The organism is Kribbella sp. VKM Ac-2566 (genome assembly GCF_004366005.1).
In the GTDB taxonomy this organism is placed as follows: Bacteria; Actinomycetota; Actinomycetes; order Propionibacteriales; family Kribbellaceae; genus Kribbella; species Kribbella pratensis.
On the sequence record NZ_SODT01000011.1, the window covers coordinates 767,989 to 789,878 of the forward strand.

The window sequence follows — 21,890 nt, forward strand, 5'->3', positions numbered from 1 at the left end:
AGGGCGGCGAGGTGGGCCGGTTGCACAGTCAGGACCCACCGGGTGTGCAGATTCCACGGTGAGGGGCGTCTGCAACCGACGTACGGTCAGTGAAATCCCAGGGCTGGAGGTTTCCATGGCCGGTACATCTGTTGGTGCGGACGACTACGCGCTCGCCAGGGTCCCTGACCACGCGCGGTACTCGTGGTGGTCGGTCGCGACCCAGCGCTTCGGGCAGATCTCGGCGCTCAGCCAGTTCCTGCTCGGCGCGACGCTCGGGTTCGGGATGAGTTTCTGGTCCGCGTTCTGGGCGCTCACGCTCGGCGCGGTGATCCTCGAACTGGTGGCGATCCTGATCGGCGTCATCGGCACCCGCGAGGGCTTGCAGACCTCGGTGATCGCGCGCTGGACCGGGTTCGGCCAGGCCGGCTCGTCGCTGATCGGTCTGGCGATCGGGATCAGCCTGATCGGCTGGTTCGGGATCCAGTCGGCGGTGTCCGCGGCCGGGCTGAGCCAGCTGGTCGGCATCCTGCCGACGTGGGGCTGGTCGCTCGTCTTCGGTCTCGCCGTCACGCTCGTCGTCCTGCGCGGCTTCCACTCGATGGCCTGGGTCGCCTACGTGACCGTTCCGGCCTTCTTGCTCCTCGTCGGCTGGTCGATCATCAGCGAGTTGTCCGACCACAGTTTCGGCTTGCTGGTCAACGCCGCACCGGCCGGTCCGCACCTGAGTCTGCTGGAGGGTACGACGCTGGTCGCCGGTGGATTCATCGTCGGCGCGGTGATCACCCCGGACATGACCCGCTTCAACCGGACGGTCGGCGACGTGGTGAAGCAGACCGTGCTCGGCATCACCCTCGGCGAGTACGTGATCGGTCTGGTCGGCGTACTGCTGGCGCACGCGATCGGCTCGGCGGACGTGGTCACCATCGTCACCTCGTCGGTCGGCTGGGTCGGCACGCTGGTGATCATCCTGGGCACGATCAAGATCAACGACTGGAACCTCTACAGCTCCGGCCTCGGCGTGGTGAACTTCATCGGCACCGTCTTCGGCCGGCACGTCAACCGGGCCGCCGTCACGCTCGTGGTCGGTGTCCTGGGCAGTGTGCTCGCCGCGGGCGGGATCCTGGACAAGTTCACCGACTTCCTGATCGTGCTCGGCGTCGCGTTCCCGCCGATCGCCGGGATCATGGTCGCGGAGTACTTCGTGGTGAAGCGCTGGCGCCCCGACCTCGAGGCCTCCCGCGCGACCGGCACGCTGCCCGCGACCGCGCCGACCTGGGTACCGGCCACGATCGTGATCTGGATCGGCGCCGCGCTGATCGGCAAGTACGTCGCGTGGGGCCTGCCGAGCATCAACTCGCTCGTCGTCGGCTTCCTCGCGTACGTCGTGGCAGGCAAGCTCGGACTGATCCGCGGTCTCGGAACGAGCCGCACGATGGACAGCGAGCCGGCCCCGGCCACCGCCGTACCCGCGACCAACTGAGTGTCACCAACGGGAGGATCTGGAATGCGTATCGGCATCGATGTCGGTGGCACGAACACCGACGCCGTGCTGCTGGACGGCACCGGCGGCGATGTTCGGGTGCTGGCGGCGAACAAGTCGGCGACCAGCGCGGACGTGACGGCCGGCATCATCGACACCCTGGACCGGCTGCAGGCGGAGCGATCCTTCGACCCGGCGCAGGTGCAGGCCGTGATGATCGGCACCACGCACTTCATCAACGCGCTCGTCGAGGCGCGGCGGCTGGCGCCGACCGCGGCGCTGCGGCTCGGACTGCCCGCGACCGCGTCGTTGCCGCCGCTCGTCGACTGGCCCGAGCGGCTGGTCGAGGCGATCAGCGGCCGCAGCTACCTGGCGCACGGCGGTCACGAGTTCGACGGCCGGCACATCGCCGAACTGGATCCGGACGAGCTGCGTCGGCACGCCGCGGACATGGTGGCGCACGGCGTCCGGTCGGTGGCGATCTCGTCGGTGTTCTCGCCGGTGAGCAACGAGTTCGAGCTGCGCGCGGCCGAGATCCTCCGGGCCGAGCTCGGCGACGACGTGGCGATCTCGATGTCGCACGAGATCGGCCGGATCGGCCTGCTGGAGCGGGAGAACGCGACCATCATCAACGCCGCGCTCCGTGAGCTGGCGGCGAGCATCGTCGACGGACTGTCCGGCGCGGTCGCCGGTCACGGGATCTCCGCACCGCTGTACCTGAGCCAGAACGACGGCACCCTGATGGACGTCGACTTCGCCCGCCGGTACCCGGTCGCCACGTTCGCGTCCGGCCCGACCAACTCGATGCGCGGCGCGGCGCTGCTGTCCGGCCTCGACACGTGCGCGGTCGTCGACGTCGGCGGTACGACGAGCGATGTCGGCGTACTCACCCACGGCTTCCCGCGGGAGGCGACGACCGAGGTCGACGTCGCCGGGGTGCGGACCAACTTCCGGATGCCCGACGTACTCAGCATCGGGATCGGCGGTGGCAGTCTGGTGGCCGAGGGCAACGACCAGGTGAGCGTCGGCCCGCGCTCGGTCGGCTACCGGCTGACCTCGGAGGCACTGGTCTTCGGCGGTAAAACGCTCACCGCGACGGACATCGCGGTCGCCGCGGGACGGGCCGAGGTCGGGGACCCGGCCGCAGTCGCCGGTCTCGATCCGACACTGGTGAAGGCCGCACTCGCCCGGGTCGCGGCGGACATCGCCGACGCCGTGGAGCGGATGCGCACGTCGCCGGACCCGCTGCCGGTGGTGGCGGTCGGCGGCGGGTCGATCCTGCTCCCGGACGATCTCCCCGGCAGTCTCGCCGTCCATCGCCCGGACCACTTCGCGGTCGCGAACGCGATCGGTGCCGCGATCGCGCAGGTCGGCGGCGAGGTCGACCGGGTGTACGCGATCGACCCGGGCCGCCGGGACGCGGTGGTGGACGAGGCGCGGCAGGAGGCCGTCGACCGCGCGATCGCCGCCGGCGCCGATCCGGCGGCCGTGCGGATCGTGGACTTCGACGAGGTCCCGATCCCGTACCTCCCCGGCAACGCGACTCGGATCCGCTGCAAGGCAGTCGGCGACCTCCGGCTGGGAGCTGCGTCGTGAGCGCGGACCGCCACGCCATCACAAATGCGCCGCGAGCGACCTGCCACGCGGGACGGGCGGCGGAGTCGGCAATTGTGATGGGCCTGACGTCCGGGGTGGAGTGGTTGCGATGAAGCTGCGTGCTGAAGATCTGGGTGCCCTCGCCCGCGGTGCCGCCGTACTGGGCACCGGGGGTGGCGGGGACCCGCACATCGGGCGGCTGCTGGCCGAGCAGGCGTTGCGGGAGCACGGGCCGGTCGAGATCGTTGCTGTCGGCGACCTTCCGGACGATGCGTGTGTACTCCCGGTCGCGATGATGGGCGCGCCGACTGTGATGGTGGAGAAGCTGCCGTCGGCCGACCAGATCTCGGTCGCGGTCGAGACGCTGGCGAAGTACGTCGGGAAGACGCCGACGCACCTGGCCTGTATCGAGGCCGGCGGCGTCAACTCGACCGTCCCGGTGATCGCCGCCGCGCAACTCGGACTGCCGCTGGTGGACGGCGACGGCATGGGCCGCGCGTTCCCCGAACTCCAGATGGTGCTGCCGACGCTCGCCGGCATCGAGGCGACGCCGATGTCGATCGTCGACGAGAAGGGCAACCGCGGCGTCTTCGACACGGTCACCAACGAATGGGCCGAACGGCTGGCGCGCTCGGCGACCATCGACATGGGGTGCTCGGCGATCGTCTCGCTGTACGCGATGACCGGCGCGGAGGCCCGCGGCTCGTTCGTCGCCGGCACCCTCAGCAAGTGCGTCACGATCGGCCGTGCCATCGAGCAGGCCCAGCGTTCGCACACCGATCCGGTCGCGGCCGTCGTGGACGAGTTGGGCGGTCGACTGCTGCACGTGGGCAAGGTCGTCGACGTGCAACGCCGTACGACAACCGGCTTCGCGCGCGGTGACGCGGCGGTCGACGGACTGGATGCCTCACACGGCCGGCTGCTGGTGCTGCGGTTCCAGAACGAGCACCTGGTCGCTGAGCTCGACGGGGCGGCGGTGGCGACCACGCCGGACCTGATCATCGTGCTCGACACCGAGTCGGGCGAGCCGATCACCACCGAAGCGCTGCGCTACGGCCACCGGGTCAGCGTGCTCGCCGCACCGGCCGACGAACGCTGGCACTCTCCGGAAGGCATCGAGCTGGTCGGTCCCCGGTACTTCGGCTACGACCTCGACCCGATCCGGGCACTGGCATGAGCTGGCAACTCGGGATCGAGCACCTGAAGGATCTCGCTCGCGGGGCGGCGATCCTCGGGACGGGTGGTGGCGGTGATCCGCTGATCGGGCGGTTGCTCGTCGAGCAGGCGATCCGTGAGCACGGCCCGATCACGGTGCTCGATCCGGACGAGCTGGACGACGACGCGTTCGTCATCCCGACCGCGCAGATGGGCGCGCCGACCGTGATCGTGGAGAAGATCCCGCGCGGCAGCGAACCGGTCGGCGCCCTGCGCGCCCTCGAGAAGCACCTCGGCCGGCGCGCCGACGCGACGATGCCGATCGAGTGCGGCGGCATCAACTCGATGATCCCGCTGCTCGTCGCCGCGCGGACCGGGCTGCCGGTCGTCGACGCGGACGGGATGGGACGGGCGTTCCCCGAACTGCAGATGGAGACGTTCTCGGTGTACGGCGTCCCCGGGTCGCCGATGGCGATCGCCGGGGAACACGATGAGACCGTGGTGATCGACACCGGCGCGGACAACAAGCAGATGGAGTGGCTGGCGCGGGGGATCACCATCCGGCTCGGCGGGGTTGCGCACATCGCGGAGTACTCGATGACGGGCGCGGAGGTGAAGCGGACCGCCGTACCGCGGACGCTCTCACTCGGTTTGTCGATCGGGCGCGCTGTCCGGGAGGCGCGGGCGGCGCACGAGGACCCGATCGAGGCTGTGCGGGCGGCGCTGGCTCCGACGCTCTACAACCACCTGCGGGTGCTGTTCCGCGGGAAGGTCGTCGACGTGGAACGCCGTACCCTCGAGGGCTTCGCGTGTGGACGGGCGCGCTTCACCGGGTACGACGGGACGTCACAGCTCGAGCTGCGCTTCCAGAACGAGAACCTGGTCGCGGAGGTCGACGGAGAGGTGGTGTGCACCGTGCCGGACCTGATCTGCGTACTGGAGGCGGACACCGCGGAGCCGATCACCACGGAAGGCCTGCGCTACGGCCAGCGCGTGACCGTGGTGGGCATCTCCACACCCGACCTGATGCGAACACCTGAGGCGTTGGCTGTCTTCGGCCCGTCCTGCTTCGGCCTGGACGTCGAGTTCACCCCCGTCGAGCGCCGTACCGAGGCGTTCGTCCAACAGACCCTCGGCCCGCCGCGCTGACCCCTCCACGGCGGGCTGAGGTTCCACCCGGACGCCCAGCACTCACCAACCGCCCTTCTCGCGCGACCGCCACGCTCAACACGCGGTCGACCTTGCCGATTTGGCGCGTTTACTGAGTGCTGCAGGTCCGCGGTGGCAGGATCCCCCTATGGGTACGGTCATCCGGGAGCAGGACCTGGGGGCGCTGGTTGTCGGGGTTACGCTGCTGGGCTCCGGTGGTGGCGGGGACACGGGTGCTTTCGGCCGGATGCTGCGTCGCCGGCTCGGTGCGGGGGAGTTGGTACTGCGGGACGCCGCCGACGTGGCTGGTGTGTCGGTGAGTCCGATCGGTGTGGTCGGAGCGACCAGTGTGCTGATGGAGAAGCTCCCGGGTGGTGGTGAGTTCGACGCGGCGGTACGGGCGGTCAGCCGCTGGACGGGTACCGAGGTCACCGGGCTGATGTCGCTGGAGGCCGGCGGGCTCAACGGGCTGACACCGTTGATCGCCGCGCTCGATCTGGGCCTCCCGGTAGTCGACGCGGACCTGATGGGACGGGCCCTGCCGCGGCTCGACCAGTTCTCGTGGGCAGTAGCCGGTCGCTCGCTGACGCCTTGTGCGCTGAGCGAACCGAGCGGTCAGGTGATCGTCGTGGACAACGTCGACGCAGCGGGTCTCGAACGAGCAGTGCGCAGCTTCGTCGCGCACACCGGCGGGTGGGCGGTGCTGGCACTCGCGCCTACTCCGGTGGAGGCTGCGGCGGCGGACGCAGTGCAGGGCAGCCTGACCCGGGCGCTGGCCCTCGGCCGAGCCCACGCCGCCCTCGAGCCCGGCGCCACACCGGCTGTTGTCGCCGAGGACCTGGGCGGACGATTGCTGGGTACCGGTCGCGTCGAGGAGGTCGCCCGCCACCTCATCGGAGACGGCGGCGCAGCGTTCGGTCGCGGCAGTGTCTGCGTTGTCGACGCCGGCAGCCGCGCAGTCATCCGGATCGAGACCGAGAACGAGTACCTGCTCGCGCTGGTCGACGGCACGCCCGTGGCCACCACACCGGACCTGCTCTGCGTCCTGGACCGCCGTACCCTCCAGCCCATCGCCGTGGACGCCATCCGCAGCGGCGACGAGGTCCTGGTCCTCGCCCTCCCCGGTCCCGCCTGGTGGCGTCGCGCCGACCGCATTACCCATGTCGGCCCACAAGCTTTCGGCCTGGCCTGCGCCCCGCAGCTGCTGGAAGCGTCATGAGGGACCTGGCGCCATCGTTGGCGGCCATGCTCAGCTCACCCGGCTGGAGCGACGTGGTGGTGCTCAGCGCCGCGGTCGACGATGGTCCTCGGCTCACGGGATCACGGGTGTCGTTGGAGGTGTCATCCCACCCGGACTCGCTCGACGGGCAGTTGCTCGTCGTACTCCTGGCGGATGACCACACCGACTGGCGGATCGACGCTCTGATCAGTAGGGCATCGGCTGCCGGAGCAGGCGCGTTGCTGCTCGCTGGTGTGGAGCCGTTGGGCCGTGGCGCTCAGTTGCTGGCAGAGCGGTTGCAGCTGCCGGTGCTGGGATGCTCGGACCCGCTGGCAGCACATGAGTACCTGCGACGCGTGACAGCCGAGCCAGAGGTGGTGCGGTCGGAGCTGGTACTGCGGGCCGTCGCAGCGTTGCGGCGCGCGAGTGATGACCTCACCTCGGTACTGCGGACAACGTCCGACGTCCTGGAACGCCCTGTCACGTTGGCCGGTACTGACGGCGGCACGTTGGCCGGTGAGCCGTTGGAGGCTGATGAGCGTACGGCGTTGGTGGGTGCGTTGCCGCGCGTACCAGTGGCGTGGGCGGCGCCGTACCGGGTTGATCTGCCAAGTGGTGCGGTGCTGATCGCGGTTGCTGTGGTCGGTGTCGGGCCAGTGTGCTGGCTGGTGGCGCGGCTGCCCCGAGTGGTGCCGGCTGAGGTTGCCGCCGTACCTGATGTGCTCAGCGTGGTGGCACCGGCGGTGGGGGAGCGATTGGCGTTGCGCCGGCTGGAGCTCGAGCGGGACGCCCGTCAACGTACGTCGTTGCTCGGCGAACTCCTGCACGGCGAACCGTCCGAGGCGACGCGCCGGCGCGCAGTGGATCTCGGATGGCAACTCGACGGCTGGCATACGGGCATCCGGATCGGCGCCGAGGGACAAGTGGACGTTGCTGGTCGACGTACCGATGTCGTGGAGGCGTTCGACGCCGAGGGCTTGCGGGCGGTGGTGGTGGAGCAGGGCGACGGCTGGTCCGCGTGGATCACCGCCGTCCGCGAACCGACCGCGACCGAGGTGCAGCAGCAGGCCGCCGTGATCCGCCGCGTGCACCGCCGACTGGTGCAGACAGTGGACGCGTACGTCGGAGTCGGGCGAGTGCAACCGGGGCCGAGTGGAATCGCCACGACGCTGGCCGAGGCGGGCGATGCGGCCGGTCTGGCGCGCGGACGCGCCGAAACGGGGCGATTCCTCCACGTTGACCGTCTGGGCCTGGCGCAACTTCTCCTGGCCTGGACCCGGACAGACACGTTCCAGCCCGCGGCACAGGCGCTGCTGGCTCCGATCAAGGACCAGCCAGGTGACCTGGTCACCACGCTGGCCGTCTACCTGGATACCGAGTCGTCCCTGGCCGAAACAGCCGCAGTGCTAGGCATCCACCGCAACACCGCAGCGGCCCGCATCACCAAGATCCAGCACTTGTTGGGCGTCGACCTCACCAACCCGGACGAGCGCTTGGCCCTACACCTTGCCTCCCGCACATCACCCACGGAATAGTCCCGCCCCAAGCGGGGAGGAGAGGACACGGACCGCTCGCCGTGCGGGGGGAGGAGGACGCGGACCGCCCGCCGTCCCCTCGCTTGCTCTGCGCCTACGGAGTAGGCGCGTCCTCGCGCAGGAGGCCGGCCGACTTGAGGTCCGACCAGAGGGCTGTCGGGATCTCGGTGCGAGCGAGCGTCGCGTTGGTGTGGACCTCTTCCGCCGTGCGGCAGCCAACGGCGATCCCAGCGACCGCCGGGTGTGCCAACGGAAACGCGATGGCCGCCGCCGGAAGCGTGGTGCCGTGCGACTCGCACACGTCCGCGAGCTTGTTGGCCTTGTCGATCAGCGTCTGCGCAGCCGGCTCGTAGTTGAACGTGGTCCCGGCCGCGGGCCGCGGCTGCGACATCAGCCCGGAGTTGAAGATGCCCACGGCAACGACCTGCACGTCGTTCTCCAGGCAGGCCGGCAGTACGTCGTCCAGACCGTCCGGATCGATCAACGTGTACCGGCCGGCCAGCATGATCACGTCGATGTCGACCTCCCGCACGAACCGGGTCAGCATCGCCGACTGGTTCATCCCGGACCCGATCGCGCCGATCACGCCCTGCTCGCGCAGCTCGATCAGCGTCGGGAACGCGGTCGCGACAGCCTCCTCGAAGTGGTCGTCCGGGTCGTGGACGAACACGACGTCCAGCCGATCGGTCCCGATCCGCCGCAGCGAGTCCTCGATGCTCCGCAGTACGCCGTCCCGCGAGAAGTCCCACCGCCGCCGGCGCGTCGTACTGATCTCGAAGCCCTCGTCGTCGGTCGCGGCGTCGGAGGCCTCGTAGATGATCCGGCCGACCTTGCTCGACAGAACGTAGGAGTCCCGCGGCTTGTCCCGCAGCGCTCTGCCGAGTCGTTCCTCGGCCAGCCCGAGTCCGTAGTGCGGGGCGGTGTCGAAGTACCGCCACCCCTCGTCCCACGCGGCGTTCACGGCCGCGGCGGCGTCGGCCTCGTGCACCTCACCGAGCAGGTTGCCCAGCGGCGCACTGCCGAGCCCGACGCGCTGACCTTCCGGAAAGATCCTCATCAGCGGGCCGCCGGAATCCGCAGGTTCTGCATCCCGCCGTCGACGGCCAGCGCCGTACCCGTGGTGGATCCGGACAGCGGGCTGGCCAGGTATGCGATCGCCTGGGCGACCTCGTCGGCCGACACCAGGCGGCCCATCGGCTGGCGCGCCTCGAGGGCGGCACGCTCCGCGGCCGGGTCCGCCGCGACGTCGAGCAGACGTCCGACCCACGGTGTGTCCGCCGTACCCGGGTTCACGCAGTTCACCCGGATCCCTTCGCGTACGTGGTCCGCGGCCATCGCCATCGTCAGCGCCAGGACGGCGCCCTTGCTGGCCGAGTACAGCGCCCGGTTCGGCAGGCCGGCGGTCGCGGCGATCGAGCAGGTGTTGACGATCGCGGCCGCCTCCGACTTCCGCAGGTGCGGCAGCGCGGCCCGGGTCACGCGCGCGATCCCGACCACGTTCACGTCCAGCACGCGGTGCCATTCGGCGTCGTCGTTCGCGGTCACGTTGCCCTGCGCGCCGATGCCGGCGTTGTTCACCACGACGTCGATCCCACCGAGCTGCAGCGCGGCCGCGGCGACCGCGTCCCGCACCGAGCCGTCGTCGCTGACGTCCGCGGCGATCCCGGTCAGCGGCGCGTCGACCTCAGGCTTCAGGTCGAACACGACCACCTGGGCGCCGCGCGCCGCGAGCAGCTGCGCCGCCGCGAGGCCGATCCCCGAAGCACCACCGGTCACCACGGCCCGCAGGCCGGCGAAATCCGTCACTTCTTCTCCTCTGCCAGGTCTGTCCAGATCTTGCCACCCGGGAACCGGAAGTCGGTCAGCGTCTCCGCGTCCATCTCGGCGCCGAACCCGGGCCGTACCGGTGCCGCGTAGTGCCCGTCCCGGATCACCACCGCGTCCAGGAAGTGCTCGTGCAGGTGGTCCACGAACTCGATCACCCGGTCGTCCAGCGAACCGCTCACCGCGACGTAGTCGAACATCGACAGGTGCTGGACCAGCTCACACAGTCCTACCCCACCCGCGTGCGGGCACACCGGTACGCCGAATTTCGCCGCCAGCAGCAGGATCGCGATGTTCTCGTTGACGCCCGCGACCCGCGCCGAGTCGAGCTGCAGGACCGACAGCGCCTCGGCCTGGAGCAGCTGCTTGAACACGATCCGGTTCTGCACGTGCTCACCGGTCGCGACCTTGATCGGCGCGATCGCCTTCGCGATCGCGGCGTGCCCGAGGATGTCGTCCGGGCTGGTCGGTTCCTCCACCCACCAGACGTCGTACGGCTTCAGGGCCTCGATCCAGGTGATCGCCTCGGCGACGTCCCAGCGCTGGTTCGCGTCGACCGCGATCCGGATGTCCGGGCCGACCGCCTCGCGGGCCAGCCGCATCCGGCGGATGTCGTCGTCCAGGTTCGCGCCGACCTTGAGCTTGATCTGCGTGAACCCCTCGGCGATCGCCTCGTGGCAGAGCCGGACCAGCTTCGCGTCGTCGTACCCGAGCCAGCCGGGGGTCGTCGTGTACGCCGGGTAGCCGCGCTCCCGCAGGACCGCCTCCCGCTCGGCGCGACCGGCCTCGGCCTTGCGCAGGATGTCGAGCGCCTCGTCCCGCGTCAGCGCGTCGGTCAGGTACCGGAAGTCGACCAGGTCGACGATCTGCTCGGGGGTCAGGTCGGACAGCAGCTTCCACAGCGGTACGCCGGCACGCTTGGCGGCCAGGTCCCACACCGCGTTGACGACCGCGCCGATCGCCATGTGCATGACGCCCTTCTCAGGGCCCAGCCAGCGCAGCTGCGAGTCGTGCACGAGCGACTTCCAGAACCCGCCGAGGTCGTTCAGCGTGGCGTCCAGGTCGAGCCCGAGGACGTGGTCGCGGAGCGCCTCGATCGCGGTCGTCTGGATGTCGTTGCCGCGACCGATCGTGAACGCGAACCCGTGCCCCTCGAGCCCGTCGCCGGCGTCGGTCCGCAGGATCACGTACGCCGCGGAGTAGTCCGGGTCGGTGTTCATCGCGTCGGAGCCGTCCAGGTCCAGCGACGTGGGGAAGCGGACGTCGTACGTCTCGAACTCGGTGAATCGTGGCATCGAGGACCCGATCTGCTGCGGTGGGCGGTCTGTCGGGACGAATCCTATAGGATATGGGGCTCCCGCGATAGATTGCCCCGGACCTGCGGCACTCACCAACTCGCGGAACCCGGCGGCGCGCCCGCTCGGGACGGGGCGGCAGTGCCGTCGGCGCGGGGGTTGGTGAGTGCCGCAGGTCCGCCCCGTACAGTCGGTCGCGTGACCACGAGTGACGGAGTGCTGCGCCTGGGCAGCCGGTCGTTCGGGCCCGGCGAGTTCGCGGTGATGGCGATCGTCAACCGGACGCCGGACTCGTTCTTCGACCGCGGGGCGACGTACGCGACCGACGCGGCGTTCGCGGCCATCGACAAGGCCGTCGCCGAGGGCGCCGACCTGGTCGACATCGGCGGCGTGAAGGCCGGGTACGGCGAACCGGTCAGCGAGACCGAGGAGCTCCGCCGGACCGTGGACTTCGTGGCCGCGATCCGCGCCCGGCACCCGGACCTGGTCATCAGCGTGGACACGTACCGCAGCGGTGTCGCCCGGCAGGTCGCGCAGGCCGGCGCCGATCTGATCAACGACACCTGGGCCGGTGCCGATCCCGACCTGGTGAACGCCGCCGCCGAGTCCGGCACCGGGTTGGTCTGCAGTCACGTCGGCGGCCTCTCGCCGCGCACCGATCCGCACCGGATGGCGTACGACGACGTGGTCGCGGACGTGATCCGGACGACCACCGCCCTCGCGGACCGCGCGCTCGCCGCCGGCGTCCGTCCGGACGGCATCCTGATCGACCCGACGCACGACTTCGGCAAGAACACGCTGCAGTCGCTCGAGCTGACCCGCCGCCTCGACGAACTCGCCGCCACCGGTTGGCCGGTCCTGGTCGCGGTGTCGAACAAGGATTTCATCGGCGAGACCCTCGAACTGCCGCCCGGGCAGCGCGGCAACGGCACCCTCGCGGCGCTCAGTGTCTCGGCCTGGTTGGGCGCCCGCGTCTTCCGCGTGCACGACGTACCGGCCGCGCGGCAAGCCCTTGACTTCATCGCCGTACTGCGTGGAACCGCGCAGCCCGCTGGAACCCGAAGGAGCCTGGCCTGATGCGCCGCGTGGACGAGCTGAGTGACGAGGAACTGATCACGGCCTACGAGGTCGCCGACCGAGCGGTGCCGCACCTACGCGCCAACTTCGTGAGCAGCCTGGACGGCGCGGTCGAGATCGATGGCCAGTCGAAGGCGCTGTCGAGCGACTCCGACAGCCGGGTTTTCAGCATGCTCCGGCGGTTGGCGGACGTCGTCCTGGTCGGCGCGGGGACGATTCGCGACGAGGGCTACAACCCGCTCAAGCTGTCCGCGAAGGCACGCGAATGGCGTACGGCGACCGGGATCGCCGAGAATCCGACACTCGCGATTGTGTCGTCGCGGCTCGAGCTGAGTCCGGTGAATCCGGTGTTCAAGTCCGCCGTACAGCCGATCGTCGTCACGCATGCGAGCTCACCGGAGGACCGCCGGGAAGCGCTCGCGGAGGTTGCCGAGGTGCTCGTACTGGGGGAGGCCGAAGTCGACCTCAAGGCGGTGGTGGACGAGTTCGCCGGGCGCGGTATGACGCAGATCCTGTCCGAGGGCGGCCCGCATCTCCTCGGTGCGTTGACCGCGGCCGATCTGGTCGACGAGCTCTGCCTCGCGCTGGCACCGCTGTTGGCGGGACCTGGATCCAGCCGGATCATCGCCGGCGCCCCATCGACTCTCACCCGGCGGATGAAGCTCGAGACGGCGCTGTCCGCGGAGGACGACTACTTCTTCTTCCGCTACGTCCGGGAGGCCTGAGTCGTGCCTGTCGTCGCCGCCGCGGTCTGCCCGCACCCGCCGCTCCTCGTGCCCGAGGTCGCGTCCGGCGCAGCACCCGAGCTCGACGACCTGCGCGCCGCCTGCCTGGCAGCTGTCGAATCACTCGCCACCGCAGACCACATCCTGGTGATCGGGGCCGCCACGGACCCGCGCACGTTCGACGCTTCGGCCGGAGGCTCGTTCGGTGCTTATGGCGCACCCAGCGTGCGGATCGGTTCGGGCCCGCCCGTCCTCCCGTTGTCGCTGGCGATCGGCGGATGGCTGCTCGAGCAGACGAAGGCCGCGCAGCTGCCGCGCACCTATCGTGCGGTCCCGGCCGATACGGTGCCTGAGATGTGCGTACAGCTCGGCCGTGAGATTGCTGACGGCAACGATCGTGTCGGTCTGCTGGTGATGGGCGACGGCTCGGCCCGCCGCAGCGAGCACTCCCCGGTACACCTCCATCCGCGCGCGGAGATCTTCGACGCGACCGTAGCAAACGCCTTTCACCACAGAGATCTCGACGTACTCAAGGCCCTGGATCCCGATCTCGCCGCCGAGCTGCAAGCAGCCGGACGCGCGCCTTGGCAGGTCCTCGCCGGAGCCCTCGAAGGTACGTCGCTCTCCGGCGACCTGACCTACGAAGCAGCGCCGTACGGCGTCGGCTACTTCGTCGCTTCGTTTACCTGATCTCGACCTTGCGCCTCAGCCCGTTTCCGGGGACCGTGGTCACGAGGGGGAGCGATGTGGTCGAGGGTTCCGCGATGGGGCCGGCTCCTGGCGATCGGGGTCGGCGTGGTGGCCGCCGTACTCGTGGTGGGCGGGCTGAGCGGCTACACGGTCAGCCTGCGGTCGGATTCGGGTGATCGGGCGACCGTGACGAGCCTGCAGGAGATCGAGTTGCAGCGGCTGCGTGCGGTCGTCGACGCGGATCTGGCCTACCTGGAGCGCGTTTACGCGGCGGACTACTGGGCCGTGCCGCCCACGGGAGATCGGCTCACCCGGAGCGCGTTCCTCGAAGCGCTCGCCGACGGTTCGCTGGACTTCGCGTCGTTCGAGCCGCTCTCGGCCATCGACGTACGGCTGGCCGGCGGCACTGCCGTCCTCACCTACCGCTCGCACATCGATGCCGTGTCGGCCTCCGAACGGGTTCAGCACGACTCGTGGCACACCGTGGTGTACGTCGAGCGTGACGGTCGCTGGAGACTTCTCCATGAGCAGACCACTGCGCTCGGGGGCTTCCCGCCACCGACCCCGTCCTGACGACGCGCCCGCCCGGGATACTGGCCGGGTGACGGAGGAACGTACGGGGTATCGGCGGTCGGCGAAGTCGCCGCGGGGTGAGGCGCGGCGGCGCGAGTTGCTGGACAAGGTGGCGGACGAACTCGGGGTCAACGGGCTGGTCGACTTCTCGCTCCGGCGGGCGGCGCGTGCGGCCGGTACGACGCACAAGGTGTTGCTGTACCACTTCGACGGACCCGAGGACCTGCTCACGCAGGCTGTCCTGCAACTGCGCGAACGCCGGATCAGCCGGGCTCTTGCGGCCGCGACCGAGCAGGGCGACCGGTCGTTGGCGGAGCGGGTCCACTCGATGTGGCCAACGCTGATCGGCGCGGAGTCGTGGGTGCTGGATCAGGCGATCGGGCTGGCGATGTACGACGCCGGGCGGTACGCCGACCTGGCGCGCTCGGCGTCGCGGCAGTACCTGCCGACGTTGCTGTCGTTGTGTCCGGATGAGTGGGACGAGCAGCGCAAGACCGAGGTCGCGGAGCTGATCCTGGCGACGCTGCGCGGGTTCCTGATCGAGTGGCGGACGAGCGGGGACGCGGCCGGGATCGAGGCCGGATTCGCCGCGCTACTCCGGGCCCTGGAGCGCGAAGAGCAGGCCTAGACAGTCTTGCGAACCACGTGGTTCACTTCAAGAATGCGCGAGAAGGTGAGCTTCACGAGTGGCGGCGTCGCGTGCGCGGCCTGGCACTACCCGGGGACCAACGGCGGGTGCGTGGTGATGACCGGCGGCTTCGGCGTCACGAAGGAGCCCGGGACGGACCGGTTCGCGGAGCGGTTCGCCGCGGCCGGATTCGGTGTGCTGGCCTTCGACCACCGCAACCTCGGCGAGAGCGAGGGCGAACCGCGGCAGGTTGCCCGCGTGTCCGATCAGCTGGCCGACTGGCGGGCCGCGATCGCCTACGCCAACACGCTCCCGGGCGTCGAACGGGTGGCGATCTGGGCGTTCTCGCTACCCGGCGGGTACGTCGTGCAGCTCGCCGCGGAGGATCTCGGCATCTCGGCGGCGATCGCCCAGTCGGCCAACGTCGACGGCCCGACCGTGACCCGCAACGCCTCCCGCTACCAGACGCCCGGCAGCGTGCTCCGGCTGATGGGCCGAAGCCTGCTCGATGTGGCCGGCAGTCTCTTCGGCCGTCCGCCGCGCCTGGTCGATCTCGCCGGCCCGCCCGGGACGGTGGCGCTGCTCAACACCCCGGACGCCCAGCTGAGCAACGCGACCCTCAACCCCGGCAACCGATACCCCGACTGGCAGCAGGCGATCGCTGCCCGTTCGGTCTTCCCCGCTGCGCTCTACCGCCCGTTGAAACACGCGGCGAAGGTGCGATGCCCGATCCTGTACGTCGTCTGCGAGGACGACCAGTCCGCTCTAGCAGCACCAACTCTCAAGGCTGCCGCCGGCTCCCCGAACGCCGACGTACTCCAGGTCCCCGGCAACCACTACGCGCCCTTCCTCGACGCTCACGAACAGGTGGTCGAGGCAGAGCTCACCTTCCTCAACCGGCACCTGACAGCGCCGCTTTCCGGAAAGAAACAGTCACCTGCTGCCGAAAAACTTCCGGAAACCAGCGCTTAGTCGGACTCGATCGGCACAGCCGGCCATCGGGGCGCGGTGTCGGCGAGGTCGTCATGTCCCGCGGCGCGTAGTTGCTCTACCAACTCGTGACGGGCACGGCGTACGGCGGCTACCGCCTCGTCGGGCGTGGTGTGCGGGCCGGACCAGTTGCACACCGCGTCCCCGGCGTACCAGTCACCTGTGGTGGACCGACGTACGTGAGCTGTTGCCAGACGAGCAGCGGGGAGAGGGAAACCAGCGAGTTGTACGACGGCGTCGACGGCGACCACCGGGGCGGACAGATCGAGGCACGGACGCAGTTCGACCGCGTCGGTGAGGACGAACTCGTAGCCGGTCGGTGCGCGCTCGCCCAACCAGGCAAGGGCCTCCTGTGCGGTCTCGCGCAGCAGACGAGCGTTGTCCGGATCCGCCAGCGTGTGTACGCCGCACTGGCGCGTGTGCGTCGGCCGCAACTCGTTCTGCCACAGGCGCACCTGTAGCTCGTCCCGCCCCGACAACCGCCTCCCGAGAATCCGCGCCAGCCCGACGACGTCGAAGTTCAACTCGTCATTCGTCCGCCGCCGCCCCGGCACCGCATCCTCACCGACCCGCGCCCCCCGAGCGGTCCACGGACCAACATGCCACCGCACCAGAGCCGTCATACTCCGAACCCTAAACTCTGTCACTCTCCGCAGTGGACGCCCGCACGGTTTTGGTCCATGGTTGAGCATCACACCGTGGCCGGGGGGCCACCGGAACATGTCACGTGGGGGGAACCACTGTGCACAAGAGCAAGTCAGACACGCCTGCCGGCGACCCGGACCAGAAGAAGCAGTACGCCTGGCACCGGCATCCGGCGCTGATCGCCGCCATTCCCGCGGTCTCGGCGGTGATCGGCAGCATCGCCACCATCATCCTCGGCCAGGCAGACGTCTTACCAAGCGCCATCAACCCGGCCCCACCGCAGACCACCGTCCTGTCGACCACCACCGCGACCGCCACCAGCACGGTCACCGAGACCGTGACGGAGACGCCGGTCGTCCAAATCACCGATCCCGGAAGTTCGAGCACACCGCAGACCCTGTCGCCCGGCACGCTGGCCATCACCATCCAGATGGGCACCAGCGGCAAGATCGGACCGGGCGAGTATCGCGCCGGCTCGCAGCCGGCCACCAGGGCCCAGGTGCTGGACGAGACCGGTCACTACCCGGCCACCGGCTGCTATCCGACCTGGGTGCTCAAACGCGGATCCATCGTCATCAAAACCGCACGTGGTGAGTCTTGCGGCCAGAGTTTCTACGTCTCAGGCGACTCACTGGAGGTCCGCGGCGTCTATCACCTGACGGTGTCCGTCGTGACCGAGTCCGGCGCCAAGGGCACGAAGACCGAGGACTTCAAGGTGAGCTGATCAGGCGGGCTTGACGGGGCTTGGTACGTCGAAGGTTTTGGCGAGGTCGGTGAGGATGGACCAGGCGCCCTGGAGGCCGACGGCGGTCATCCAGGTGAGGTCGGGGACGTCGTGGACCTTGGTGGCCAGCGGCTTCCAGAGCGGGTTGGCCTTGAACTGGGCCTCGGTCTTCTTGCTCAGGCCTTTGTCGTCGGCGTACGTCGCCACGAAGATCGCGTCGGCGTCCGCGTCCTTGATCCGTTCCGGGCTGATCTCGAGCGCGAAGCCGGCGACGTCCTGCGATTTCGGCCGCTTCAGGCCGGCGTCCTTGAGCACGATCCCGGAGTAGCTCGCGTTCTGGTACAGCCGGGTCGGGCCGTCGACGAACCGGACGACGGAGATGGTCGGGTCACCAGCCTTGGCGTTGATCGCGGCGCCGACCGTCTTCGCGGCCTGCTCGTACGCCGAGATCTCCTTCTCGGCCAGGTCTTCCGCGCCGACCGCCTTCGCCTCCAGCCGGATGTTGTCCTTCCAGGTCGCCCCGGTGGTCTCCGACATGATGGTCGGCGCGATCGCGGACAGCTGGTCGTACAGCTTCTCGTGCCGGACCTTCGCGCTGATGATCAGGTCCGGGTTCAGCGCGGCGATCTTCTCCAGGTTGGGCTCGGCGAGCGTGCCGACCGACTGGGCCCCGGAGCCGTACGTCGTGCGGTCGTCGCCGAGGTAGTCCGGCAACTTCCCGTTGATGGTGCGGTAGTCGGTGTACCCGACGACCGGGGTGTCCAGGAGTAGCGTCGCGTCCACGTAGCTGGTGTCGAGCGCGACCACCCGCTTCGGCTTGGTCTTGATCTCGGTCTTGCCCATCGCGTGCTCGATCGTCCGCGGGTACCCGGCGCTCGCGGCACCGCCGGAATCGCCGGAATCGCCGGAATCGTCAGGGTCCGAGGAGCCGCAGCCCGACAGGGCGAGGGCTGCGACAGCGAGCAGAGCGGTGATGCGGGGCAGGCGCACAGGTGTCTCCAAGCAACGGGATAAGGTGACTCACGACCACAGCGAAGTAAGGCAAACCTAACCATATGTGCTCCGCCACTCCCACTGCGAGTCGACCGGTACGCCGGGCCGCCGCACTCCTCGCCCTGGTAGTCGTCCTGGTGCTCGCGTTCGCGGCCAGCCTCGCGCTCGGCTCACGCTGGCTCGGACCGGGCGCGTTGTGGCACGCGCTGACCGCGAACACCGGCTCGGACCCGGACGTGATCGTGCGAAGCCTGCGATTCCCGCGGACGGTCGTCGCGATCCTGATCGGGCTCTGTCTCGGGATCGCCGGCACGTTGATGCAGGGGCACACCCGCAACGCGCTGGCCGAGCCGGGCATCTTCGGTGTGAGTTCCGGCGCGGCGTTCGCGGTCGTCCTCGGGCTCCAGGTCGGCCTGGTCGAGTCCGTCTCGTCGACGGTCTGGGCCGCCTTGCTGGGCGCGTTGATCGCGACGTTCGCCGTACAGCAGCTGGCGTCGCGGGGCACCGGCTCGACTCCGGTCGGTCTGGCGCTCACGGGCGCGGCCGTCGCGGCGCTCCTCGGGGCCCTGACATCCGCCATCGTGCTCCTCGATGCGGACACTTTGGACAGCTATCGGTTCTGGGCGGTCGGGTCCGTTGCCGGCCGCGGGATGGACGTCGCCGGCCAGGTCCTGCCGTTCGCGGTGATCGGATTGCTGCTCGCTGCGGTCAATGCCCGTGATCTCGACATGCTTGCTCTGGGCGACGACGTGGCCGCGGGTCTCGGGCTGTCGATCCGCCGGGCTCGGCTGCTCGGGCTGGGCGCGATCGGTCTGCTCACCGCTGCCGGTGTCGCGGCGTGCGGGCCGATCGGGTTCCTGGGCCTGCTGTCCGGCCACGTCGCGCGACGGATCTTCGGTGCCCGCAACACCTGGCTGATCCCGGCCGCGGGCGTCATCGGTGCGACGGCGTTGGTACTCGCGGATCTCGTCGGCCGTCTCGTCGGCGGCGCGGGCGAGGTGCAGGCAGGTGTCGTCCTCGGCATCGTCGGCGCCCCGATGTTCGTGCTCGTCGTACGTCGCCGGGCGGTGGCCCTGTGAGGTCCCGGACGGTCGTCCTCAGCATCCTGTTCGCGGCCCTTGCGATCGTCGTCGCGCTGGTCTCCTTGAGCGTCGGTACGACGAAACTCCCGCTCGCGGACGTCGTCGAGGTACTGCTCGGCGGCGGCCGTCGCGGCACCCGGCTCGTCGTACTCGAACTGCGCCTGCCTCGAGTTGCCACCGGGCTCCTTGTCGGCATCGCGTTCGCGGTGTCCGGCGCGCTCCTGCAGACGCTGTCCCGCAACCCGCTCGCCAGCCCGGACATCGTCGGTGTGAACTCCGGTGCGTCCGCGGGCGCCGTCGCGGTGATCGTGCTCGCGGGCACCGGTGGCGGCAACATCTCGGGCGTCGCGGCCAAGGTCGGGATCCCGCTGGCCGCGGTCCTCGGCGGGCTGCTCGCCACGCTGATCGTGGGTGCGTTGTCGGTCCAGCGCGGAGTGGTGGACGCGGGCAAGGTGGTGCTCATCGGCGTCGGCATCGCGGCCGCGGCGAACTCGTTGGTCGCCTGGCTGCTGGTGATCGGCGACGTCAACGACGCCGGCCGGGCGGCTGCTTGGTTGGCGGGCTCGTTGAACTCGCGGGCCTGGAGCGACGCCGTTCCCGTGCTGATCGCGGTTGTACTGCTGTTGCCGGTAGCAATGATGTTCAACCGGGACCTGTCCGCGCTGGTTCTCGGTGACGATGTGGCGTCATCGCTCGGCGTCCGGGTGGCGCGGATCCGGCTGGTGCTGCTGGTGATCGCGACGGTGCTGGCCGCGATGGCTACTGCCGGGGCCGGTCCGATCGCGTTCGTCGCGTTGGTGGCGCCACAGGTCGCGCTGCGGCTGACCCGGATGGAACGACCGCCGTTGCTGACCACTGCGATGCTCGGCGCGCTGCTCGTCGTACTGGCTGACCTGTTGGCGCGGAACGGGCTGCAGTGGGCGCAGGTCGGTCCGTACGAGTTACCTGTCGGCGTGGTCACGGCTGCGTGCGGAGCGCCGTACCTGCTTCACCTCATCGGCCGTCAGCAGAAGGGACGCTGAACCGTGCACGTCGAGAACCTGACCCTCGCGTACGGCGCTGATGCGCCGGTGGTCGACCGACTGACGCTGGAAGTGCCGTCTGGTCAGCTGACTGCAGTTGTCGGGCCGAACGGGTCCGGCAAGTCCACGCTGCTGCGTGGGATGAGCAGACTGCTCACTCCGGCGAGCGGACGGGTGCTGCTCGACGGCAAGGACATTCACCAGCTGCCTGCGCGGGAACTGGCCCGCAAGCTCGGCGTACTGCCGCAGGGGCCAGTTACACCGGAGGGGATCACGGCTGCCGAGCTGGTGTCGCGGGGACGGCATCCGCATCGCGGTCTGTTCGGGCGACTGACAAGCGAGGACGATGCCGCGATCAACGAGGCGCTCCAGGCAGTAGAGCTGACAGAGCTCCGTGACAGGCCAGTAGACCAGCTGTCGGGCGGCCAGCGGCAGCGGGTGTGGATCGCGATGGTGCTGGCACAGGGGACGCAGCACCTGCTGCTCGACGAGCCAACGACGTACCTGGACCTCGCACACGCGGTAGACGTGATGAACGTGGTCCACGCGGCCGCTACGACGGGGCGGACCGTCGTGGCGGTGCTGCATGACCTAACGCTGGCAGCGCAGTACGCCGAGCACCTGGTGGTCATGGGCGATGGGCAGATCGCTGCGCAGGGCCGTCCGGTCGATGTACTGACAGCGGCGCTGCTGGACGAGGTGTTCGGGTTGAAGGCCACCGTGGTGGAGGTCGGCGGCGCACCGGTCGTCGTACCGGATCGTAGGCTGGCTGGATGAGCTACACCGTGAGCCGTCTGGCGGAGGTCCTGGCTGACTCGGTCAGCTGGCTGTCCGTGCGTACGGCGGACGCGGTGCCCGGACCCGACTGGGTCTCGTGTGCGGACCTGATCGCGGAGCAGCAGGCCGGCGGTGACCCGACGTACTCGTGGCGCGCAGCCGCAGCAGCTGACTACGCACGGGACTACTCGATCGAGCCGCCGGTGCAGGTCGCGGCCATGTTCACGCTCATGTGGTACGTCCAGGTGCCGTCACTGGTCGCAGGTGTGACCAGTGCAGTCACCGGGCTGTCTCCGGACGTGTCACCGGCGTCGTTGGCGTTCAAGCGGCACCCGGTTGCGCACTACCCGGCCGAGGTGGCGCTGCTGTCGGACGAGGTCGTGCCGCTGGCTACGGCGGCGGTGCAGCTCAAGGACCACACCAGGGCGTTTCTGGACGGCTACGAACCCGGTGTGAAGCTGGGGTCGTTGCAGCGGTTCGGTGCGGTTGACGACGAGGTACGGGCGGCGATCCGGCTGCCGGAGGATGCGCCGTACGCCGACCGCGCCGCGACGGCCTTCGGGGTGTCGCTGGAGGAGAAGCTGCGTACGTCGTGCTGCTACTTCTACGTGCTGCCGAACGTGGCTGCGTGCACCACCTGTCCGCGATTCCGCTGACCTGATTTCGCTGAGAGCTGAACCAGGGCCGGGTTCGTCCGGATCCGGCCGGAAACTGTCGGTGGCCCCGGGA

Annotated in this window: 22 protein-coding genes; 17 read left to right on the top strand and 5 right to left on the bottom strand. The window is 69.7% G+C overall.

Going from position 1 to position 21,890, the window contains the following annotated elements; genetic code table 11:
• Positions 1–115 precede the first annotated feature (115 nt).
• The 6 genes from EV647_RS26455 to EV647_RS26480 all read left to right on the top strand — a co-directional run bounded on the left by EV647_RS26455 (position 116) and on the right by EV647_RS26480 (position 8,116).
• Positions 116–1,462 (top strand): cytosine permease, encoded by a 1,347-nt coding sequence (locus tag EV647_RS26455; protein WP_134007332.1) that lies wholly within the window; start codon positions 116–118, stop codon positions 1,460–1,462.
• 24 nt (positions 1,463–1,486) lie between these two features.
• A complete protein-coding gene (locus tag EV647_RS26460) occupies positions 1,487–3,058 on the top strand; it encodes a hydantoinase/oxoprolinase N-terminal domain-containing protein (protein WP_134007334.1) in 1,572 nt (523 codons plus the stop codon).
• 109 nt (positions 3,059–3,167) lie between these two features.
• On the top strand, positions 3,168–4,235 hold the full coding sequence (locus EV647_RS26465; RefSeq protein ID WP_134007336.1) for a DUF917 domain-containing protein: 1,068 nt from the start codon (positions 3,168–3,170) through the stop codon (positions 4,233–4,235).
• The gene (locus tag EV647_RS26470) at positions 4,232–5,362 is read left to right on the top strand and encodes a DUF917 domain-containing protein (RefSeq protein ID WP_134007338.1); all 1,131 of its coding nucleotides are present in this window, start codon (positions 4,232–4,234) and stop codon (positions 5,360–5,362) included. Before EV647_RS26465 ends, EV647_RS26470 begins: the two co-directional genes overlap by 4 nt.
• A gap of 148 nt (positions 5,363–5,510) precedes the next feature.
• Positions 5,511–6,581 (top strand): DUF917 domain-containing protein, encoded by a 1,071-nt coding sequence (locus tag EV647_RS26475; protein WP_202876319.1) that lies wholly within the window; start codon positions 5,511–5,513, stop codon positions 6,579–6,581.
• A complete protein-coding gene (locus EV647_RS26480) occupies positions 6,578–8,116 on the top strand; it encodes a CdaR family transcriptional regulator (RefSeq protein ID WP_202876320.1) in 1,539 nt (512 codons plus the stop codon). The genes EV647_RS26475 and EV647_RS26480 overlap by 4 nt, the downstream gene beginning before the upstream one ends.
• Positions 8,117–8,210: 94 nt before the next feature.
• On the opposite strand, the gene EV647_RS26485 is transcribed toward EV647_RS26480, so the two are convergent.
• The 3 genes from EV647_RS26485 to EV647_RS26495 are packed head-to-tail and all read right to left on the bottom strand — an operon-like array spanning position 8,211 to position 11,235.
• Positions 8,211–9,173, bottom strand: coding sequence for an aldo/keto reductase (locus tag EV647_RS26485; RefSeq protein ID WP_134007340.1), 963 nt, complete (start codon positions 9,171–9,173; stop codon positions 8,211–8,213).
• Complete coding sequence (locus EV647_RS26490; protein WP_134007341.1) at positions 9,173–9,922, bottom strand: SDR family NAD(P)-dependent oxidoreductase; 750 nt, start codon at positions 9,920–9,922, stop codon at positions 9,173–9,175. The genes EV647_RS26485 and EV647_RS26490 overlap by 1 nt, the downstream gene beginning before the upstream one ends.
• The gene (locus tag EV647_RS26495) at positions 9,919–11,235 is read right to left on the bottom strand and encodes an L-fuconate dehydratase (RefSeq protein ID WP_134007343.1); all 1,317 of its coding nucleotides are present in this window, start codon (positions 11,233–11,235) and stop codon (positions 9,919–9,921) included. The genes EV647_RS26490 and EV647_RS26495 overlap by 4 nt, the downstream gene beginning before the upstream one ends.
• Before the next feature lie 264 nt (positions 11,236–11,499).
• On the opposite strand from EV647_RS26495, the gene folP reads away from it, so the two are divergent.
• Genes folP through EV647_RS26525 form a run of 6 tightly spaced genes read left to right on the top strand, consistent with a single transcriptional unit; the run spans position 11,500 to position 15,900 of the window.
• Complete coding sequence (gene folP / locus EV647_RS26500) at positions 11,500–12,312, top strand: dihydropteroate synthase (protein WP_134007663.1); 813 nt, start codon at positions 11,500–11,502, stop codon at positions 12,310–12,312.
• Positions 12,312–13,037 carry a pyrimidine reductase family protein gene (locus EV647_RS26505; protein ID WP_134007345.1) on the top strand — a complete coding sequence of 242 codons (726 nt, stop codon included), beginning with the start codon at positions 12,312–12,314 and terminating at the stop codon, positions 13,035–13,037. The genes folP and EV647_RS26505 overlap by 1 nt, the downstream gene beginning before the upstream one ends.
• Before the next feature lie 3 nt (positions 13,038–13,040).
• Positions 13,041–13,727 carry a class III extradiol dioxygenase subunit B-like domain-containing protein gene (locus EV647_RS26510; RefSeq protein WP_134007347.1) on the top strand — a complete coding sequence of 229 codons (687 nt, stop codon included), beginning with the start codon at positions 13,041–13,043 and terminating at the stop codon, positions 13,725–13,727.
• A gap of 54 nt (positions 13,728–13,781) precedes the next feature.
• Positions 13,782–14,300: a nuclear transport factor 2 family protein gene (locus tag EV647_RS26515; RefSeq protein WP_134007350.1), complete on the top strand. Its 519-nt coding sequence runs from the start codon at positions 13,782–13,784 to the stop codon at positions 14,298–14,300.
• A 28-nt stretch (positions 14,301–14,328) separates the two neighbouring features.
• Positions 14,329–14,928, top strand: coding sequence for a TetR/AcrR family transcriptional regulator (locus EV647_RS26520; protein ID WP_134007352.1), 600 nt, complete (start codon positions 14,329–14,331; stop codon positions 14,926–14,928).
• A 33-nt stretch (positions 14,929–14,961) separates the two neighbouring features.
• Positions 14,962–15,900 carry an alpha/beta hydrolase gene (locus EV647_RS26525; RefSeq protein ID WP_134007354.1) on the top strand — a complete coding sequence of 313 codons (939 nt, stop codon included), beginning with the start codon at positions 14,962–14,964 and terminating at the stop codon, positions 15,898–15,900.
• On the opposite strand, the gene EV647_RS26530 is transcribed toward EV647_RS26525, so the two are convergent.
• Positions 15,897–16,541, bottom strand: a complete 645-nt coding sequence (locus EV647_RS26530; protein ID WP_134007356.1) for a hypothetical protein — start codon at positions 16,539–16,541, stop codon at positions 15,897–15,899. The genes EV647_RS26525 and EV647_RS26530 overlap by 4 nt on opposite strands.
• Before the next feature lie 119 nt (positions 16,542–16,660).
• Between EV647_RS26530 and EV647_RS26535 the strand changes: the two genes are divergently transcribed.
• A complete protein-coding gene (locus tag EV647_RS26535) occupies positions 16,661–17,287 on the top strand; it encodes a hypothetical protein (RefSeq protein WP_134007358.1) in 627 nt (208 codons plus the stop codon).
• Here the strand turns inward: EV647_RS26535 and EV647_RS26540 are convergent, their stop codons facing one another.
• A complete protein-coding gene (locus EV647_RS26540) occupies positions 17,288–18,277 on the bottom strand; it encodes an ABC transporter substrate-binding protein (protein WP_134007360.1) in 990 nt (329 codons plus the stop codon).
• Positions 18,278–18,342: 65 nt separating this feature from the next.
• On the opposite strand from EV647_RS26540, the gene EV647_RS26545 reads away from it, so the two are divergent.
• The 4 genes from EV647_RS26545 to EV647_RS26560 are packed head-to-tail and all read left to right on the top strand — an operon-like array spanning position 18,343 to position 21,817.
• Positions 18,343–19,359 (top strand): iron ABC transporter permease, encoded by a 1,017-nt coding sequence (locus EV647_RS26545; protein WP_134007362.1) that lies wholly within the window; start codon positions 18,343–18,345, stop codon positions 19,357–19,359.
• Positions 19,356–20,384 (top strand): iron chelate uptake ABC transporter family permease subunit, encoded by a 1,029-nt coding sequence (locus EV647_RS26550; protein ID WP_134007364.1) that lies wholly within the window; start codon positions 19,356–19,358, stop codon positions 20,382–20,384. Before EV647_RS26545 ends, EV647_RS26550 begins: the two co-directional genes overlap by 4 nt.
• A gap of 3 nt (positions 20,385–20,387) precedes the next feature.
• On the top strand, positions 20,388–21,161 hold the full coding sequence (locus EV647_RS26555) for an ABC transporter ATP-binding protein (RefSeq protein ID WP_134007366.1): 774 nt from the start codon (positions 20,388–20,390) through the stop codon (positions 21,159–21,161).
• The gene (locus EV647_RS26560; RefSeq protein ID WP_134007368.1) at positions 21,158–21,817 is read left to right on the top strand and encodes a (2Fe-2S)-binding protein; all 660 of its coding nucleotides are present in this window, start codon (positions 21,158–21,160) and stop codon (positions 21,815–21,817) included. The genes EV647_RS26555 and EV647_RS26560 overlap by 4 nt, the downstream gene beginning before the upstream one ends.
• The last annotated feature ends 73 nt before the right edge of the window (positions 21,818–21,890 follow it).

Excerpts from the sequence above, each read along its gene's own strand:
- EV647_RS26455 (WP_134007332.1), top strand. The coding sequence starts at position 116 with ATGGCCGGTACATCTGTTGGTGCGGACGACTACGCGCTCGCCAGGGTC.
- EV647_RS26460 (WP_134007334.1), top strand. The coding sequence starts at position 1,487 with ATGCGTATCGGCATCGATGTCGGTGGCACGAACACCGACGCCGTGCTG.
- EV647_RS26465 (WP_134007336.1), top strand. The coding sequence starts at position 3,168 with ATGAAGCTGCGTGCTGAAGATCTGGGTGCCCTCGCCCGCGGTGCCGCC.
- EV647_RS26470 (WP_134007338.1), top strand. The coding sequence starts at position 4,232 with ATGAGCTGGCAACTCGGGATCGAGCACCTGAAGGATCTCGCTCGCGGG.
- EV647_RS26475 (WP_202876319.1), top strand. The coding sequence starts at position 5,511 with ATGGGTACGGTCATCCGGGAGCAGGACCTGGGGGCGCTGGTTGTCGGG.
- EV647_RS26480 (WP_202876320.1), top strand. The coding sequence starts at position 6,578 with ATGAGGGACCTGGCGCCATCGTTGGCGGCCATGCTCAGCTCACCCGGC.
- EV647_RS26485 (WP_134007340.1), bottom strand. The coding sequence starts at position 9,173 with ATGAGGATCTTTCCGGAAGGTCAGCGCGTCGGGCTCGGCAGTGCGCCG.
- EV647_RS26495 (WP_134007343.1), bottom strand. The coding sequence starts at position 11,235 with ATGCCACGATTCACCGAGTTCGAGACGTACGACGTCCGCTTCCCCACG.
- folP (WP_134007663.1), top strand. The coding sequence starts at position 11,500 with ATGGCGATCGTCAACCGGACGCCGGACTCGTTCTTCGACCGCGGGGCG.
- EV647_RS26505 (WP_134007345.1), top strand. The coding sequence starts at position 12,312 with ATGCGCCGCGTGGACGAGCTGAGTGACGAGGAACTGATCACGGCCTAC.
- EV647_RS26515 (WP_134007350.1), top strand. The coding sequence starts at position 13,782 with ATGTGGTCGAGGGTTCCGCGATGGGGCCGGCTCCTGGCGATCGGGGTC.
- EV647_RS26525 (WP_134007354.1), top strand. The coding sequence starts at position 14,962 with ATGCGCGAGAAGGTGAGCTTCACGAGTGGCGGCGTCGCGTGCGCGGCC.
- EV647_RS26530 (WP_134007356.1), bottom strand. The coding sequence starts at position 16,541 with ATGACGGCTCTGGTGCGGTGGCATGTTGGTCCGTGGACCGCTCGGGGG.
- EV647_RS26545 (WP_134007362.1), top strand. The coding sequence starts at position 18,343 with ATGTGCTCCGCCACTCCCACTGCGAGTCGACCGGTACGCCGGGCCGCC.
- EV647_RS26560 (WP_134007368.1), top strand. The coding sequence starts at position 21,158 with ATGAGCTACACCGTGAGCCGTCTGGCGGAGGTCCTGGCTGACTCGGTC.